Below are 17,676 nucleotides of genomic sequence, written 5' to 3' on the forward strand. Positions count from 1 at the left end.
GACCCCAGCAAGGACTACCAGCCACGAACCCCCAAATGAAGAACACCCGAACCTACGTTTCCGTAGGTCCGGGTGTCCGCGATGTCCTGAGACATCACATTTGTAGCGGGGGGACGTCCCAGCGCCCTGATCGCGATCCCAGGCGGCGGCGGCTTCCCGCGTACATCGAGCCGTGCACCAGGTTGCTGCACCAGGTGCTGCACCAGATCTCGGAGCGTCGTCCCGATCATCGATCCACAAACTCTCGGCGGGCGTTGAGCGCGCTTAGCGCGTCTCACTCAGACTCTCACCGCCGCGCCCTGACGGCAACAGTCGCCTCTCGGCGGCGCCTGAGTCCGCCCGACCGGCCACAGGCGAACCGCACTGAAGGCTATCTAGTCGCCGCGTGACGACGAGGATGTCAAGACGCTGATCTGTCGCGATCCGCTCCCCGTCTCGCCACCTTGCACGGAGGGTGGCACGGACTACTCACGACGCTCCGCGGACTGCTGGTCGTCGTCCCCTGATCGTTGCCTCGCCGGCGCTGAGTCCGCTGCCGCTGTATCCGCAGTCTCGCCCATTCCAGGCAGAACGGACATTTTGAGTCCGATAGGGACCTAGGATCACGGCTCGGCTGGGTCCGACTGTCTGGTCGGACCTGTTGTGGCCAGCTTCGTCCCTTCTCCAAAGCGCCCCCAATCTCTCTTCCCGCGGAACGTCCTTTCCCGCGTAGCAACGAAGGAAGCCAGTCGACCTTGATCTCCACGCTTGTCGGTCACCTCCGACGCAGCGCGTTCGCGCTGCTGCTCTCCCTCGTCCTGAGTGCCGGCGTTCTGCCTCTCGTCGGCGCCACCCCGGTTGCCGACGCTGCATCCGCCGCACCGGGTACGGGCAGCCCGTCGGCTGCAGGGTCCGCTGCGGGCAGCCATCCTCCGCAGGACCGCGCTGCGGCAGCCGGGGTCATCGCCGGCGAGCAGGTCGTACTGAGCGCCCGGGTACGCGTGGCGAAACCCCGCAAGGTCGTATTGCAGGCCAAGGTCGGCGGCAGTAAGAAGTGGCAGACCGTGGCCCGAAAGAAGACCACCCGCAAGGGCAAGGTCGCCTTCGCGACCGCGGTCCCTCAGCGCACCGGTGTGAGCGTGACGTACCGGATCATCGCCCCAGCCACCAAGGTGAACGGCAAGCGGCTACCGGCGGCGCAGCTGCTCAAACGGTCCTTCAAGATCGTCACCCAGTCCGGGACGCTGAAGATGCCGCCCACGGTGAAGCAGAACACGAACTTCGCTATCACCGCCCAGTTCTCCCCAGTCCGCAAGGGTCGGATGGTCGATGTGCAGCGCCGCGAAGGCGGAACCTGGCTCACCGTCGCCTCGGCCGCGCAGGGCGCGACCGGTGCCGCGACGTTCAACCTCTCTGCCATCACGGCGGGCGCATTCGCCTACCGCGCCACTGCACGGGCGTTCAAGGGCGCCGCCGCCGTCGCCTCCGCGAGCCAGACCCTCACGATCACTGCCCAGCAAGTCACCGAAAGTCCCGACCTCACCGTGGTTGATCTCACCGCGATGACCACCATCGAGACCTACGACTCCCAGACCGGCGACATCATCCTCGACCGCAACGCTCCCCCAGCACTCGCCAACGCGAGCGCCGGAGACGTGCTGGCCTTCGGCGTCAGCACCAAGACACCGCGCGGCGCTCTACGCAAGGTCATCGCGGTGACGACCAACCCGGGCGGCACCAAGACCATCACCACCGGCCCGGCCCAGATCACCGACGCGGTCACTGATCTGCCCGACAACATGTCAGAGATCCAGTTGACCCCGGTCTCCACGACGGCGAGACCTGTCCTCGACGGGGTCGCAGCGAACACCCGGATGCGCCGTAGCCCGGCGTTCGGGCGCGCCGTCATCGCCGCCGCCTCCAGCGATGAGGACGACGAGGGCATCGACTTCTCCATCCCGACCACGACGGTTACCGTCCCGCTGGGCGACGGCGGATCCATCGCGGTCGAGATCGACGGCGACGTCAACGTCAACCCCGAGGCCGACCTCAAGGTCGACATTGACTGGTTCGCCGACCTCGGCTCCTACCGTCTCGGGGCGGGCATGGACTTCGACAGCAGTGTGCGCACCAAGATCACGGCGACCACTAAGAACGCCATCGGTGAGGCCCTGTGCACCACCGACTCCGACACCGGACACGTCTCCGACAGCGAAGCTGGTGAAGACTCCGGAGACACCTCGGAAGAGGCCGAGCCTGATTGCAGTGGCGAGTTCACCATCGCCGAGATCTCGCGCACCTTCGCCGGAGCCATCGGCCCGCTCCCGGTAGCGGTCACCGTCGAGGGAGCCATCGTGGCGACCATGCACGCCGAGGGCAACGTCGGCATCGAGTTCGTCACCGATACCACCGGGCTCGCCTACGTCGGCGTGGAAGGCGACAAGGACCACGATCACGGCCTCAAGCCCAAGTTCACCTTCGACGCCCCCGACGTATCCGGCGACCTCACCGGCATCACCGCCAACGGCACCGCAGGCATGGGCATCGGCGCACAGGCCAGCCTCTACATGTACGACGTCTTCGGCCCCACCGTCGCCATCGGCTACGGCATGGAGATCGCACTGGGCTACGACGGCGACGACTGGACCTGCGCGGCCAAGCACGGACCCGAGCTCTCCCTGACCCTCGGGTTCAGCAGCCACCTGCAAGACCTCATGCCGGTCGAACTGCCTGAGGCATCGTGGAAGACCGACTTCGGAGCCGAATCCTCAGTCGATGCATGCGCCAGCGACGAGGACCCGCCGCCGCCGGACCCGCCGCAGATTGCGAACTCCTACCTGTGGAACGCGCACCTAAAGACTCCGTACGAGAAGTCTCTGTCGCTGGTCGGGTACCGCACCGGCACGTGGAAGATCGTGCGCGGCGCGCTGCCTGCGGGCCTTCGACTCGGCACCGACGGACAGATCACCGGCACCCCCACCGGAGCACTGGGTGACTACACGTTCACGGTCAAGGCCACCGACCTGTGGGACCAGAGCGTCACCGGGGAGTTCGCCATCGAGCTGAAGGATGAACTGCCCCCGGTTGACCCCGACGCGCCCACGACTCCCGGGGATCCGGGCAGCCAAGACGACCCCACCCTGCCGAGGATCGAGATCGCAGGAGGCGTCTCTGCCGGCGCAACGCCGTGCGCGGTCAAGAGCAACGGCACCCTGTGGTGCTGGGGCTCCAACGCCTACGGGGCACTGGGGCAGGGCACCTCATCATTTGACTCCACGCTGACCCCGGTGCGCGTGGGTGCCACACATACGTGGTCCAAGGTCAGCCAGCAGTGTGCGATCACCACGGTGCGCACGCTGTGGTGCTGGGGGGAGAACTACAACGGACAGCGCGGCGGCAGGCCCACGATCGGAGAGCCGATTGACAGTGCCGGGGTAACCAGTCCCGCGCAGGTCGGCACGGACAGCAACTGGGCGGAGGTCTCCTCTGGCGGCGACCACACCTGTGCCATCAAGGCCGACACCAGCGCCTGGTGCTGGGGCCGCAACGACCTCGGCCAGCTCGGCAATGGCACTAGCGGCAAGTGGACCAACCCCACACCCACCAAGGTGCGAGGCAACCATCAGTGGCTCAGCGTGCAGACCGGCATCGACTACACGTGTGGCCTCGACCTCAATCGGAGCCTGTGGTGCTGGGGGCAGGACGACGGCCTCTGGTTCAAGAGCGGCGAAGAAGGCAAGGTGTTCACGGCCCCAGTGAAGATGAGCACTGACACCGACTGGCGCTCCCTGTCGGTGGACTACACGCATAGCTGCGCCACCAAGACGAACGGCACCCTATGGTGCTGGGGCTACTCCTATGCGGGGGAGCTCGGCATGGCGTGGGACCTGGACGAAGGTGTCGATCGCTCTGAACCGGGCCGGGTCGACAACGGCACGAACTGGGCCACGGTGAGCGCGGCGGGCTGGTTGACGTGTGCCACCAAGACCGACCACACCGTGTGGTGCCTAGGTCAGGCGGACGCGACGGACTACAGGGACGGCTACTACTCCATCCACGACTACGGCGAGACACCGATCCGAGTCGGGACCGCCGCCGACTACGCACGGGTGAGCGCGAGCGAAGCCGGTGGCTGCGCCATCACCACTGACGCCACCACGGTGCGGTGCTGGTCTGGCAAGCACCCGGCCGCCGCGAGCATTTTCGAGTAGGCCCAAGGACCGGCGCGAAGCCAGGTAGCCGTGTCCTGGACGACCAGCGCCTCGTGATCACTGCAATCACGAGGCGCTGGTGCGGGACGGGCTCGCGGCGTCGCCCGACCTTCGCTCGACGTCCCAGGCACCGTAGGGCACTGCGCCGGCACCAATGTATGGATGCATCGTCGACCACAGTCGCGCCGACCGCCGACCTGACACCGGCAGGAAACAACCGGGAGGATGCCTTTCGTGAACGCGTCATCCCGGCTCCCCTCTGTCGTCAACCCGTGTTTCTGAGGTCTGACTGTTCGGGGCTCTGTCGCGTTGAGTGCTGGGCGGCGTAGCGTCGTAGGTGCGGGTCCGGGAGTGGCTGATCCGAAGTGTCGATGTGCGGGGGCAGGTCGACCGCGCTGGATTCTTGAGACGCCCCGCAGTGCCCTCCCGGGCTCGTCGGGGACGCGATGGTGTCGGCGACGAGCTGCTTGTAGATCGCGTCGGAGATTCGGCGCTTGAGGCAGCGCAGCGCCTCTTGGGGCTTCTTCCCTGCCGCTCGTTTGCGGCGGTAGTAGGCACGGCCTTCGGTGTCGAGCCGCAGCTGTGTGACCGCGGCGATGTGGATCATGTGGTTGACCCGGCGGTTGCCAGCTCGCGAGAGGCGGTGCCGGTTCTGTTCGCCGGAGGATGCGTCCAGTGGCGCGGTGCCGGTCCAGGAGGCGAACCGGTTGCGGTCAGCGAACCGGGCGACATCCCCGACGTCGGCGTGGATCCGGGCGGCGACGACGGGTCCGATGCCGTGGATGTCCATCAGGTGCGACTCGCGGGCTTGAACCATCGCTTTGAGCTCAGCGGTGGCCTTCTTCATCTTGACCTCGATCGCGATGAGGTCGGCGAGTTCCTCGGCGGCGATGCGGCGTCGTGTCTTGCCGGCGATGTCGCGGGGTCGGACGCTGGCGAGCATGGCCTTCGCCTGGCCGGAGGTGAGGTCCTTCTTCGCCTGCCCCGGCTGGAGTTCTGCGAGCAGTGCTTGCAGGCGACACACGATCTGGACGCGTCGTCGGGTCAGGGTTTCGCGGCGGTCGGTGAGCATCCGCATGGCCTCGAGCTCAGCGTCCACGTGCAGCACGCGGAGGGTCTTGGTGCGGACGCCGACGACGGCGACGGAGTGCGCATCGAGGGCGTCGGTCTTGCGGTTGTGGCCGGTGTCGAACAGGCGGACTCGGGCTGCGAGCTTGGCTGGGACGTCGACGACGTTCTCGCCGGCTTCGAGGAGCCGCTGGGCCAGTGGACGCCCGGCGCCGTTGGCTCCTTCGACGGCCCAGACCCGGTCAGGCCAGGTGCTCGCGTAGGCGCGCATGGCCGTGTAGCCGGCGTGGTCGGTGGTGAACCGCCCGTTGCCGAGCTTCTTCTCGTGTTGGTCGATGACCTCGATCGTGGCTGACAGCTTGTGTGGATCGACGCCGATGACGACCCGGCCGATTGCCTTGCTCATGTGGTTTCCCGCCTGTTCGCTTCCAGATGGACGGCGAGGTGGGCATTGCTACTACGAGCTGGGCAGTCCCCTCTTGAGCCACGCCTCGTCAGCAGTGCTCAGCGGGCCGCAAACCGGAAGAGGGCCACACCGACGACGCCGGTGGGCAGCCCAAAAGAGAGCGAGCCCGCCGAGCACCTGAGACCGAGTCTGGCCAGACGCCGGTCCTGCCGGGGAGTCTCTAGTAGCCCATAAAGACGCAGTCCTCGTCCGCGAAGCTTGACCCAATTCCGCGTGGTGAAATGCGTCCCCCTACGCGCCGGATAATCACCGCACATTGCCGCTAGTAGTCGCGGGTTCCGCGGACAGCCGCCCGTCTTGCTTGGGCGAGGGCTTCCTTGAGTAGGGGCTCGTAGATCTCGATGCCGCGCCGGCCGAGGCGGGCAATGTCCTCGTCGTCAGAGGTGGCGAGGTCTCGGAGGTTGTCGAGTTTGGCTGCGTACCGTTCATGGTCCTCGCCTGAGAATGTTCCGACTTCGAGGGTGTGGAGGAGGTCGTCGGGGTCAGGGTTGAGTGGGCGGAGCATGGTGGCAAGGGTGTCGAGTGAGTAGCGGGGTCCGAACTGGAACTGCAGTGCGCCGAGCAGCCTGCGGACTGGGATGTTGAAGGTGGGGTCGCTGACGGCTTCGGTGATCCAGTCGGTGTTTCTGCCGGCGATGACCCAGAAGAGTTCGCGCGCCAGTTCGGTGCCTTTGACGTTCTGCCAGAGCTTGGTCCGTTCGGCGGGGGTGAGGAGCCGGACGGGTTCTTCCCATTCGTCGAGGTCTCGATAGCTGCCGGGCATCGTGTTCGTGGCGTGCCTGGTGAAGAGTTCGATGAAGACCTCGGGTGACGCTTTGGCGAGCGCGTTGAGCGCTTGGGTGTGGATGTAGTCGCGCCTGCTGTTCTCCGGGACGGTGTAGGACTTCATGGCGTTGAGCCAGTCCGAGTCTTCAGGTCTGGGGTCGTTGTCATAGGTCCATTCGGCGGCCCAGAGCGCTGCGGCGGTTCCGCGGACGTCTTGGTTGGGGTGGGTGAACAGCGCCCGCCTGGTGGGTTCGGGTGCGTGTTTGAGGACGAACCCTGACTCCAGTTGTTGGAGGTCATCGGGGGTCAGTTGGTCGACGACTCTTTGGACTAAGGCCGAATGGGTCGATTGGCTGACGACCGCGCTGATGACGCCGTGTCGGCTGTTCGGCTCGGCGAGCAGTCGGTCGGCGATCTTGGTGGTGGTGAATTGGTCGGTGCGGGCGCATACGTCGATGAGTGCGGATGCTGATCCGGCGAGCCCGTGGTCGATGGCCGCGGTGAGCCACTTCATTGGGTCGGGATCCGGTTGGTACGCGAGGCGGGCGAACACTTGCCAGGTGCCGGTGGTTGTTTGGCCGGCGGTTGCAAGTTCGGGTTCGTGGGTCTTGAGCCACTCCATGAGCACGTCGGGTGCCTGTTGTTGGAACGGTGCAAGGGCCTTGTCGAGCGCGGCTTCTTTGCGGCGCATGACTTCTTCGTAGTCGGTCAGGCGTTCGCGATCTTGGGTGAGGGCTGCGAACAGTTTGTCTGGTTCGTCGAGCCGGATCTTGAGGGTGCTCGCAGTCTTGTTGAAGCGGGCTCGGACACCGGGGGTGATGATGGTCGGGGCGAGGGTGCTCGCGATGTCCTTCGCGATGCGTTTGCCGGCCCGTACTTGGGCTTTGTTGGTCTTACCTCCGAAGGGAAGGGCCCATCCGTTCGCGATCCGGACCCATTTGTCGAGCAGGTCGATCAGTTCGAGCTGAAGGGCGGGCGTCAGACCGGGGGCACGAGTTGCGAGTGCAGGCTGGAGGGAGTCGTACAACGTTTCCATGTGGGTGGCGGCCCAGGTGAACGACTGCAGGATGAATTGGTGGAGGACCTCGGGGTTCATGTAGTTGCCGTCGAACGTGGGGGCGAGGGTTTCGGACGCCAGTGCGACCCGGACGGTGTCGGTGAGGTCGGCATCCGGTACGGACTGGAGCGCTTCGACGAGTTTCATGAGGTCGGCGAGTTGGGGCTGGTCGCCGCTGCGGGCGTTGCGGACTTCTTCGACGAGCTCCTTGACTGCAGGCTTGATGTCGCGACCTGCACCTTCGAGCAGGGTGAGCGCCTCGACGAAGGTGCGAACGACGCCAGGGATGTTGCTTTCCACCGCGTCGGCGACGCGTGCGGCTAGGAGTTTCGCTTCGCTCTCGGCAGTCGTGGGGTAGCCGGTGTTGAGCGCTGTGGTGACGCGGGCGAAGTGGATGTCGACGACAGCTTGGCCCTGTTCGGGGCCGAGCTGGCCGAAGCTTCGTAGGAGTTCGACGTCCTTCTTGGCGTCGGGTCGCACAGCGATGAGGTCTGCGGTGGTCGGCACTCTTGGGTGCGTTGCGCCGAGGAGTTTGGTGTAGATCTGGATCTGCATGATGTCGGCAGCCAGTTCAGGGAACGCGTCTTTGACGTCGCTGAGGCGGACGGGTGAAGCAGCGCCGGAGAAGTAGACCTCGGATGCGACACTCGCGGCAATGATGTGCGGTTGGACGCGGTAGGTCTGGGTGTGTTCTATCTGCTTCGTCTCATGGTTGTAGTGCTTGTGGTCCTGCACGTCGACGAGACCGGCGATCGCGACCGAGCGGATGAGTCGGATCAGTTCGGGTTGCCGGATCTGGAGAAGGTCCGCCAAACGTCGTACTTGGTCGTCGTTCACCTGCCCGAGGAGTGCCAGGGTGCCGAGCACATCGACTGCGTCCTCCGAGGCTTTGGACATGCGCAGGAACCCGAAGATCTGGTCGCGCAGCGCGTTGCCGGTCCACACGGACTTCCAGTCACTTTCGTGAATGAGGAGGTCGGCCAGGTTCAGCGCCCAGGCCGGGCGGCCGTCGGCTTGCGTGAGGAGGTGCACGATCACGGAAAGCCGGGTGATGCCGCGTTCCCGGAGTATTGCTCCGAGCTCTTCGCGAGTGAGGAGGTCGACCTCAAACTGGACCGATTTCGGAAGGTGGTCTGCGACCCGGTCAATCTCGTGCGGCCAGCAGGTTGCGACGATCCGGTACTCGAGCTTCTCCGCGTCTCGTAGCAGCAGGAGCAGGTTGAGGTCTTGGAGGCGTGCGCCAGCGTCGTCGACTATGACCAGGGCGGGCCTGGTTTCGATGAGGTCGTCGAGAAGGCGTTCGGGCGTGGGTTGCCGTTCGAGGAACAGTGCGCCCTCGAGCTTGCTGGCTACGTGGCTCTTTCCGACGCCTGGAACTCCGAACAGGGTCACGTCGGTGTCGGACTCGTTCACCTCGGCGATCAGGGCGTCGCGTCCGATGGTCGCTAGTTGCTGTTCGTCGGGGCGTGCTCCGCGCGGTTGGCGCGAGAAGCTGTATGGGCCGCCTTCGATGCCGAGGATCTTTCGTCGCCAGTCGGGGTTCTCGCGGAACTGGTTCGCGAACCATGCTCGGTCGTAGACCTGCACGAGTTCGCAGTCGAACTCTTTGGCGATGTCTTTGAGCTTCTCGCGCTTGGACCTGTTCGCTTCGGCGAGGTTGACCACGACGACACGGTCGACGGGGACTTTGTTCTTCCTCATCGAACGGAGGCTGTCTCGAAGGCTCTTCTTCGCGCCGTCCCAGCTCCGCGAGGACGTGACGATGAGTCCGGTGGTCCGCTCGTCGTCGGTGATCTCTGCGTCGAGACCGAAGTCTGTGCCTCCGGTGATCGGCACGAGTCCGGGGTGGAGGGGGCTGAGCAGGGAGGTCGCACAATTTTCGAAGTCGTGCGGGTTGATCCGTGCACGCGTATCGGAGAGGCGCTGATCGATGCGGTCGAGCAGGTTCACATCAACCACCTCGGCGCTGTTCTGCATCCGAAGTTGTTGATGGGTTCCATGGAGCGAATGTATCTGCGGGTGGCGACTTCGTTTGGCGGGTTGGTGAACGATATAGCGGTCCGCACGAGTGTCAGAGTTGAGCTGGTTCAGCCCGAAGCCCTGGGGAGGCCGCGCTGAGCCCATTGCACGTGGGTGAGTCTCGTGGCGAGGGAGGTGCGTCACTCCGCCGCCAAACGGCGCCATCACATATGCCTGCGATGGCCAGAATCGGATGTAGTCCTGGCATCTGCGACTACCGTTAGTCGGCCTGCACGCGGGAAGAGTGCGGCCGCCAGCCGCTCATCGTCGGCGGTTCTTCCCTGCCGCCACGAGAGCGCGACTGTCGGCGGCGCCCGGCACAGTGCTTCGCATGGAATCGACCCGCGGACGAACAGCGACAGCAGCCGCGAGCAGACGGCTCGGCGATCAACCCGAGAGCAGACGACCAGATGCCGCAGGGCCCCTGGCGATGGGCGCTGACTAAGCCGAGCGCGCAACCCCGCAGACGCACATCGCCTTCTACGCGGGTGCCGTCGGAAAGCTGTACGAACGGGTCCGTCCAACGTCGTCGACGCACAGGATGAATGGCGGGCCGGGTGGGTACGTAGGTCCGTCGGGGTGACGCCTGTTCCACTGGTCCTTCAGTTTCGCGATGCGCTCGAGTTCCTCGATGACGACGTCGGACTCCTCGTACCAGTCGAGGATGAACGCGAGCTGTGCTGCCTCTCCGCTCTCGTTCGCGGCCGCCCCGGTGCTGAGAACGTGCTGGTAGACCCAGACACGCTGCGGGTCGTCGACGCCGCCGTCGTCCGAGTCGAGATCGATGATGGCGTCGCTGCCGACATCCTCCGGCAGGAGGTTGCCGGACAGGTCCGCAATCGCGTTGCAGCAGGTCTCGAACACGACCTCGGCGAGGTCGGGTGTGGTGAGGCCGAGCCGCGACACATGCTTGCGCAGTTCGGCAACGGCATCGGTGTCGATGGGTGCGGTGCGACCATCTGGGGTTTTGATCTGCATGTTGGTTCCTCTGCTTGCTTGAAGGGTCAAGCGCAAAGGTGCGACGACGCGAGCCTGCTGCAATAGCGACCAGCGATCGCGATCGGGTCGCATCGCTCGACCGACGTGACGCCGGTACCTCCGCCCAGACCATCCGGACCGGCCGCGCAGGAACATGGTCGAGACTGCGCGCCGGTCGGTTCCTGTGACGGTCGTCGACATGAGCTGCTCCGTCGCGGCGTGCAGGTCAATTCACAACAGGCTCACTATATTCGGACAATATTCGTCCCATTCGCTTGTTGCGTGCTCAACCATCCGTCAAGGTATTGAGCACTGGTCGCACAAGGCCGCTTCGAACGACCGTTTCGCGCGGCGAGACAGCACGATCCCGGCCGACCAACCGGTCAGCAGCGCTCGCGCGCTTCGATCCCTCATCACCGACCCCTGTCCACAACAAACAGATACTGAGGAACCCATGCACAACCAGTCGACACTCGTCGCAGACAACGACTCCATCACGATCCACCACTCGAGCATCTTCGGCGAGGAGCCGATCGATCCCGCCGAATGCACCGATGGGCACGCCGTGGTTCGCCGCCTCTTGGACCTGGGGATGGAATCGGACGAAGCGGACAAGCTGCACTGGCTCCTCCACCGAGCCGAGCATCTCGGTCTTGACCGGGCCGACCTTCGGGATGCGGTCGCGGACAACTTGTCCGACTTCACAGTGCTTCGGGCTCGGGAGCGCGTCGGCCCCGACTGCTCCATGGCCGAACTCAAGCAAGCAATCCCGGCCATCGCCGAAGAGATGGAGCGCGACATGAGCGGACTCGACCCAAATGACGATCTCTTCACTCAGGTCATGTGCATCTGGGCCACTCTCGGCGGCTCGCACAGCGAGACCGCCCGGGTGATCGACAACGTCGCCGACGAGCGCGGAAAGACCTGCCTCTGCTTTGCCTGAGCCTGCAGACGTTCTGCGCTCCGTCACACCCATGACAGTCAAGCCCGACGGACGGCACCAGCGCCGGGCCCGAATCGTATGCGGGCCACCGATCAGCGGTGCTATCATCACGTGAGTCGAACTGGGCAAGACCTGAACGGATCGATCAAGGCCTCAGACATCTCACCTGGTTTCCGAAGGGCTCGTTCTAGACTTTGGGAGTCCTCGCTGAGGACCAATGCCAGCAGCCAACTCCAGGTCTGCTGCTGCCCGCGCTGTGAGCCAGGTGCCGCTACGACATCTGACGCAGGAGTCGGACGACAGACACCAGTCGACGGGCCGCAGCTCGCCGTCACTCGCCGAACGGATGCAGTCGAGCAGCGGGAGTGCCTAGAGACGGGACGCGCCGCGGAGAGCCTCGAGGTGGCCGAGCATGCCGGTGTGGATGCTGAGCCCGGGCACTACGACCCGCGGCTCGAGAGCGGTGGCGAGTGCCTCGTCGCTGAGCCCGGAAAAGCCGTATCCGTCGGTTTCTGCGACCACGACCTCGCTGACTCTGCCGCCCGCGGACGTGAAGTAGTGGCCGGAGATCGTCGAAGTCCGATGCGCGAGGACGGCGACGAGGGTCGTGACGTCTTCGGGTGCATACGAGTCGAACAGCTCGTGTCCAAGGATTTCGCGAGCTGGCACTCGGCTCGAGCGACGCGGCGCTGGCTCAGAGCCCTCGCTTTGGTTCGCCGATCTGCTCATCGGCGTCGCCGACATCGGAGCAATCAGGTTCGACCGAATGCCGAAGGGAGCTCCCTCGACCGCGGCGGCTCGGGACAAGCCCGCCAATCCCATCTTCGAGGCCGAGTAGTTGAGCTGTCCGACGTTCCCGAACAGACCGGACGCCGAGCCGATGTGGATGAGACTCCCGGCGCCCTGCTCGGCCATGCGTGGCCAGCAGGCGCGGGTCAGGTAGAAGGCGGCGTCGAGGTTGACTCCAAGTACCGCCCGCCAGTCCGCGGTCGACAGGTCCGGGATGTCGCCGTCCCTCAGGATGCTCGCGTTGTTGACCAGCACGTCGATGCCGCCGAAGCGGTCCAGGGTGAGGTCGATGAGCTGTTGTGCACTGGTCGGATCGGAGACGTCGCAGGCGATCACCTCCGCCCGACCACCGGCCGCCACGACCCCCTCAGCCACCTCGGCTGCCCGCTTCTCGCCGACGCCGGGAAGGTCGTTGATGACGACGTCAGCGCCGCGGCGACTCAGGCCCCGCGCGTGCGCGGCCCCCATGCCAGAGCCGGCGCCGGTGATCACCACGACGTGACCCGTGAGGTCGAAGGTCACGAGGCCCGGACCCGAGCCGCTGGCTCCGCGCCGTGCGCAACCGGGACGAGGTAGGAGGCGAGCCGCAGGCTCAGCCGACGCGTCCAGAGGGAGTCTCCACGGCTCGGGAGTGCCACCGGCACCCGCGCGCCGACGACGACACCCATTGCCCGGCCGGTCTCACCGATGAGGGCCTTGCCGACCATGTTGGCGGCATCGATCGCGGGGGCTACCAGGAGGTCGGCGTTCCCGGCGACCTCACCGGACAGCGCTTTGTCGCGAGCGGCGGCCGCCAAGAGAGCTGCGTCGATGGAGAGGGGCCCGTCGATGTCGAGCGTGCCAAGCTGTCCGCGCTGCCCCATGACGGTCAGTAGGGCGGCATCGGTTGCGCTCGACAGCTCCTGCTTGACCATTTCGACTGCGCTCAGCACTGCCGTCCGTGCCCGGGTGATGCCGAGCATCGCGAGCGCATCGACCGCGTTGCGGACGATGTCCGCCTTGGTGGTGAGGTCGGGTGCAATGTTCACCCCCGCATCCGTCAGTGCGAGCACGCGGTTCCGGTAGGCCGGAGCCTCGATCACGTAGAGGTGGCTGGCCACGCGACCTGTCCCGAGACGCTCTCGCCCGAGCATGCCGCGAAGCAGTGCTGCCGTGGGGATCGACCCCTTCACGACGAACTCAGCTCGGCCGGCTTGCACCTCTTCTACGGCGATGCGCACCGCGACCGCGGAGTCGGAGGCGTGCCGGACCTCGAACGACTCAGTCGGCGCGCGCAGCTGCCTCAACAGCGCGCTGATGCGTTCCTCGTCCCCGACCAGCACAGCGGAACCGCCATGTTCGGCGATCTCGGACACCACTGCCTCGACCGCGTCGGACACGTGCGGCTCAACGACGACCGGTCGACCGAGCGACCGTGAGCCGATCTGCTCGACAAGACTGTCGAACTCACCGAAGCCGCCCATTGCTCAGCTCCTGGAACGCGAGACGAAGGCGTTCACGCCTTCGTGGAAGGCCGGCGACGAGAACAACAGAGATCGGAGCGTCGAGCCAGCCTCGACGCCGGCTCGGTAGTCGTTGCTCATGGCTGCCCGGACGGCCATCTTGCCCATCTTCAGGACGTCGGCCGGTACGGCGTTGGCTCGTTCGATGTAGTCAGCAACGTGCTCTTCGAGAGCAGCCGCACTGACCACCTGGCTCACCAAGCCGAGGTCGAGCGCTCGCTGCGCGTCGATTAGATCGCCCGACACCGAGAGCGCATAGGTCGCTCGCGCACCGATCGCCCGGACCAGCGCTGGAGCGATCAGCATCGGGAAAGCACCGAGCTTGATCTCGGGGCAGCCGAACTTCGCGGTGTTTGAGGCGATGGCGTAGTCGCAGGCGGCCGTGAGGCCACACCCACCACCCAGCGCCGGGCCCTCGACCACGGCAACCGTCACGGCCTCCAGACTCTCGAGAGTCAGGAGCATCTCGCGGAAGTCCCGCGTGCCCTCCAGCTGCTCGGACGCGTCTGTGGTCAATGAGGCATGGAACTGCTTGATGTCCCCGCCCGCGCTGAACACTCCCCCGGCCCCGCGGATCACAACGACACCCGCTCCACGCACCTCCGGCAGCTCGAAAGCAGCAGTGAGCGCACGGATCATCGGATCGCTCAGCGGGTTCTTTCGCTCGGGCTGGTTCAGGGTGACGGTGGCGACGTGACCGTCCACCCTTGCCAGCACGAGCTCCGTCGCGGGATCACCCATGCGTCACCCGCGTCACCTTGACGTCCGCCTCGACCAATTCGCGAGGCACCAGGACACTCCACTCCTTCAGCACCTGGCTGATGGACGAGCCACCACGCAGACCGCCCACGAACGGGAAGGTGTTGATGGCCAGAGGCGGGAGCAGCTTGGTGAACGCCTGCGCACTGGCGCGGTCGTCGGTGCGGATCGAGACTCGCATCACTACTTCGTTGAGGTCTTCGGACGGCTGGACCGACAGGCCGCCGTGGAGCGAGTTCACGCCCACGAACTCGACCAGGCTCTCGCGGAGCGGGATCTGCTCGATCGCCACCTGCTTGAGCAGGATGTCCGCGGCCCGCTCGGCCTTGGCCAGGGCGTACGGGAACGAGAACGGCAGCGAGACCGTCGCGAGGTAGCCGTCGGCGAGTCCGGCCATCATCTTGAGCGTGTCCGGGGCGGGTCGGCCCTTGACTCCCGTCACCTCGACCCGGTCTTCCCCGACGTCGATGAGGTCGACGTCCGAGAAGTCCGCGATGACGTCAGGTGTCAGGTACGTCGTCGGGTCGTGGATCTCGTAGTAGAGCTGCTCCTGCAGGGTCGCCCGGCTGACTCGGCCACCGGTGGTCGGAGGCTTGGTGATCACGATGCGGTCACCGTCCACCTCGGCCATCGGGTACCCGATGTCCTCGAGGTTGGGCACGTTCCACCAGTCACCGCTGAAGTTGCCGCCCGATGCCTGCCCGCCGCACTCGAGCAGGTGACCGACGATGATCCCGCGCGCCACCTGCTGCGGATCGGTGGGGTCGATGAGGCCGCGAGCGACCAAGGGTGCAAGGTACAGCGACGTGTCCGTCACACGACCGGTCACCACGAAGTCGCCCGGCTCGTTCATGGCCTCGGCGAACGAGGTGGCTCCGAGGTAGGCGTTGGCGAACATCGGCTTCTCAGGGAGCTGGTCGTAGCTCTGACCGGTGTCCCGGTCGGAGAGGTCCAGGCCTTCGGCGTGCCACGTGTCGAGCTTGTCGAGGACATCATCACCGGTCAGCGCGTGGACGACGACATCGTCGTACCCCGCTGCAGCGCACTGGTCGACGACGGCGTGCGCGGCTGCCAGCGGGTTGAGCCCACCGCCGTTGCTGAGCAGGGTCGCTCCCGACTTCCGGGCGAGAGGAAGCAGGGAGGCGAACAGCCCGGGCAGGTCGCGGGCGAAGCCGAGGCCAGGATCGCGCGCGCGGTCCTTCGACAGGATGGCGAGAGTCAGCTCGGCAAGCGCGTCGAACGCCATGTAGTCGACGTCGGCGGACTCGAGCGTGCGGTGTGCGGGACGCGAGGCGTCGCCGTAGAACGCCTGGCCGGCAGCAAGCCGGATCGGGTCGGTCATCGAACAGCCACCTTCGGGGTCGGGACGGGCGGGCCATCGAACAGCGGACTGGTGCGCGCCAGGTCGGACGGCACGTCAGTGGCGACCCAGCGAAGCAGCGCCGAAGCCATGGACTTGCCCAGGTTGTCGCCGCGCAGGCTGCTCGACCCGCCGCCGCCCAGCGCCTGATGACAGACGAACTTGAAGGCGTACAGCCGGGGCAGCAGGTACCGCTGGACGTCTCCATGCACCAACGGAGCCATGAACTCCTTCACGACCTGCTCCGTGAGCCGAGGTTCGATCCACTCGAACAGCTCACGGCTGGTCATGAACACGGTGATGTCCGACGTGTCGTTCTTGTCCCCGGAGCGCGCTTGCGCGAGCCGGAAGAGCGGCACGTCGAGGGTTGTTTCCTGGGCCTCGATGGTCATGCCCATGACGCTAGATCGCCGAGGACATTCTGTCAACACATTAGTTGACGCCCTGAACACATCAGTTGACCGCCGCTACGGATAGCGGGGCTCGACACGGGTAAAGGCGACACTGACCATCACGAAGACTGCGAGCGCGAGGAGAGCCAGCGCGCCAAGCCCGTAGGCGAAGCTGCCGGTCAGCTGCGCCGACAGCCCGACCAGTACCGGGCTGAGTGCGCTCGCGGTGAACGAGACGGCGAACACCATCGACCCCAGCCCGGCAGCGTGGACATCGGAGGAGGCGAAGCGGGCGATGAGTGTCATGCCGAGCGCAGTGCCCCCGCCGGCACCGAAGCCCAGGAGGGTGGCCGCCGGAGCCCCTGTCGAGACCGGCGCCACGATCAGGAGCGCAAGCGCGATCACCGCCGCGCCTAACGGGACGAGCAGGACGCACAGGCGCGCCCGGACCGTCGCCACCCGGTCGATGATGATCGGAAAGACCGTCATCGAGCCGAGCTGGATCACCTGAAAGAGCACGAGGTTCGTCGTGGCCGCACCCAGGCTGAGGCCTTCGGCGACGAACATCGTGGGCATCCAGGCCAGCACCGTGAAGCCGATCACCATCACGACCGCGGAGTAGCCGGTGACCAGCCATGCGGCTGCCGACCGGTACAAGCGGACCGGGCTGCCCACAAGGACGTCGGAGCTCGTCAGCTCACTGCCCACGGCGACCGGGCGTGTGGTGCGCAGCACCAACCACCACACGACGCCGGTCAGAGCTGTCGCGACGGACCACACCCCGAGGGCGGGGCGCCAGTTGCCCGTGGCGTCTGCGATCGGCAGTGCAACGGCCGCTGCGCTCGCGACGCCGATCGCCATGCCGGCACCGTGAAGACCAGTCGTGAGGCCGTACCGATCTCGGACGACTCGTCGCCGGACGGCTGCGGGGATGAGGGTCGATCCGATCCCCATGGCCACTCCGACCGCGACCACCGTTGCCAGCAGACCTGCCAAGGTCGTCGTCAGGAACCGAGCCGCCTCTGCCAGTGCCAAGATCGCCAACACCCAGCCCAGCGCAGCATCTGGCCCGAGTCGGCGTCCGACGCGTGCGCCCCAAGGGGCGGCGGCGGCCATGCTCACCAGTGCAACCGAGGTGAGCGCACCCTGCTGGGTTGGTGACAGATCGAGGTCGTCGCCGATCATCGGCAGCAGCACCGAGATGCCACCCAACGCCCCACGCAGACTCATGCCGAGCATGAAGAACGCGACCAGGAGCAGCGCAGCTTGGGTGCGCGACCGTGTCACCTCGAGATCGGGCGCGTCCGTCACGCTGGGCTCCCCCACCTGCTGCCTTCCCCTCTCGGGACCGCGCGGCGGCGCCCGTCACTCAGCGTCCGCTCGCCATC

11 protein-coding genes are annotated in these 17,676 nt (G+C 66.0%); 2 read left to right on the top strand and 9 right to left on the bottom strand.

Translation table 11 applies throughout. The features are described from left to right. Positions 1-734 precede the first annotated feature (734 nt). Positions 735-4,190, top strand: a complete 3,456-nt coding sequence (locus tag ASC77_RS21645; RefSeq protein WP_156391231.1) for an RCC1 domain-containing protein — start codon at positions 735-737, stop codon at positions 4,188-4,190. A gap of 265 nt (positions 4,191-4,455) precedes the next feature. Here ASC77_RS21645 and ASC77_RS21650 read toward each other — a convergent pair whose 3' ends face one another. The 3 genes from ASC77_RS21650 to ASC77_RS21660 all read right to left on the bottom strand — a co-directional run bounded on the left by ASC77_RS21650 (position 4,456) and on the right by ASC77_RS21660 (position 10,543). After that, positions 4,456-5,664, bottom strand: a complete 1,209-nt coding sequence (locus ASC77_RS21650; protein WP_200945094.1) for an IS110 family transposase — start codon at positions 5,662-5,664, stop codon at positions 4,456-4,458. A gap of 322 nt (positions 5,665-5,986) precedes the next feature. Then, positions 5,987-9,523, bottom strand: a complete 3,537-nt coding sequence (locus ASC77_RS21655) for a hypothetical protein (protein ID WP_056157843.1) — start codon at positions 9,521-9,523, stop codon at positions 5,987-5,989. Between the two features lie 522 nt (positions 9,524-10,045). After that, on the bottom strand, positions 10,046-10,543 hold the full coding sequence (locus ASC77_RS21660) for a hypothetical protein (protein WP_156391232.1): 498 nt from the start codon (positions 10,541-10,543) through the stop codon (positions 10,046-10,048). Positions 10,544-10,997: 454 nt separating this feature from the next. Here ASC77_RS21660 and ASC77_RS21665 point away from each other — a divergent pair, with 454 nt between their 5' ends. Continuing rightward, a complete protein-coding gene (locus ASC77_RS21665; protein ID WP_056157851.1) occupies positions 10,998-11,486 on the top strand; it encodes a hypothetical protein in 489 nt (162 codons plus the stop codon). Positions 11,487-11,855: 369 nt separating this feature from the next. Here ASC77_RS21665 and ASC77_RS21670 read toward each other — a convergent pair whose 3' ends face one another. From ASC77_RS21670 to ASC77_RS21695, 6 genes are all read right to left on the bottom strand, one after another. Next, the gene (locus tag ASC77_RS21670) at positions 11,856-12,797 is read right to left on the bottom strand and encodes an SDR family NAD(P)-dependent oxidoreductase (protein ID WP_056157853.1); all 942 of its coding nucleotides are present in this window, start codon (positions 12,795-12,797) and stop codon (positions 11,856-11,858) included. After that, on the bottom strand, positions 12,794-13,738 hold the full coding sequence (locus tag ASC77_RS21675; protein ID WP_156391233.1) for a phosphate acyltransferase: 945 nt from the start codon (positions 13,736-13,738) through the stop codon (positions 12,794-12,796). The genes ASC77_RS21670 and ASC77_RS21675 overlap by 4 nt, the downstream gene beginning before the upstream one ends. Before the next feature lie 3 nt (positions 13,739-13,741). Continuing rightward, positions 13,742-14,518, bottom strand: a complete 777-nt coding sequence (locus ASC77_RS21680; RefSeq protein WP_056157856.1) for an enoyl-CoA hydratase/isomerase family protein — start codon at positions 14,516-14,518, stop codon at positions 13,742-13,744. Continuing rightward, a complete protein-coding gene (locus ASC77_RS21685; protein WP_056157859.1) occupies positions 14,511-15,878 on the bottom strand; it encodes an acyclic terpene utilization AtuA family protein in 1,368 nt (455 codons plus the stop codon). The genes ASC77_RS21680 and ASC77_RS21685 overlap by 8 nt, the downstream gene beginning before the upstream one ends. Next, positions 15,875-16,288, bottom strand: coding sequence for a hypothetical protein (locus ASC77_RS21690; RefSeq protein ID WP_056158594.1), 414 nt, complete (start codon positions 16,286-16,288; stop codon positions 15,875-15,877). Before ASC77_RS21690 ends, ASC77_RS21685 begins: the two co-directional genes overlap by 4 nt. A gap of 75 nt (positions 16,289-16,363) precedes the next feature. After that, positions 16,364-17,599, bottom strand: coding sequence for a CynX/NimT family MFS transporter (locus ASC77_RS21695; RefSeq protein ID WP_156391234.1), 1,236 nt, complete (start codon positions 17,597-17,599; stop codon positions 16,364-16,366). Between the last annotated feature and the right edge of the window lie 77 nt (positions 17,600-17,676).

The organism is Nocardioides sp. Root1257 (genome assembly GCF_001425175.1).
Taxonomy (GTDB): Bacteria; Actinomycetota; Actinomycetes; order Propionibacteriales; family Nocardioidaceae; genus Nocardioides.

Excerpts from the sequence above, each read along its gene's own strand:
- ASC77_RS21650 (WP_200945094.1), bottom strand. The coding sequence starts at position 5,664 with ATGAGCAAGGCAATCGGCCGGGTCGTCATCGGCGTCGATCCACACAAG.
- ASC77_RS21655 (WP_056157843.1), bottom strand. The coding sequence starts at position 9,523 with ATGCAGAACAGCGCCGAGGTGGTTGATGTGAACCTGCTCGACCGCATC.
- ASC77_RS21660 (WP_156391232.1), bottom strand. The coding sequence starts at position 10,543 with ATGCAGATCAAAACCCCAGATGGTCGCACCGCACCCATCGACACCGAT.
- ASC77_RS21665 (WP_056157851.1), top strand. The coding sequence starts at position 10,998 with ATGCACAACCAGTCGACACTCGTCGCAGACAACGACTCCATCACGATC.
- ASC77_RS21675 (WP_156391233.1), bottom strand. The coding sequence starts at position 13,738 with ATGGGCGGCTTCGGTGAGTTCGACAGTCTTGTCGAGCAGATCGGCTCA.
- ASC77_RS21680 (WP_056157856.1), bottom strand. The coding sequence starts at position 14,518 with ATGGGTGATCCCGCGACGGAGCTCGTGCTGGCAAGGGTGGACGGTCAC.
- ASC77_RS21685 (WP_056157859.1), bottom strand. The coding sequence starts at position 15,878 with ATGACCGACCCGATCCGGCTTGCTGCCGGCCAGGCGTTCTACGGCGAC.
- ASC77_RS21690 (WP_056158594.1), bottom strand. The coding sequence starts at position 16,288 with ATGACCATCGAGGCCCAGGAAACAACCCTCGACGTGCCGCTCTTCCGG.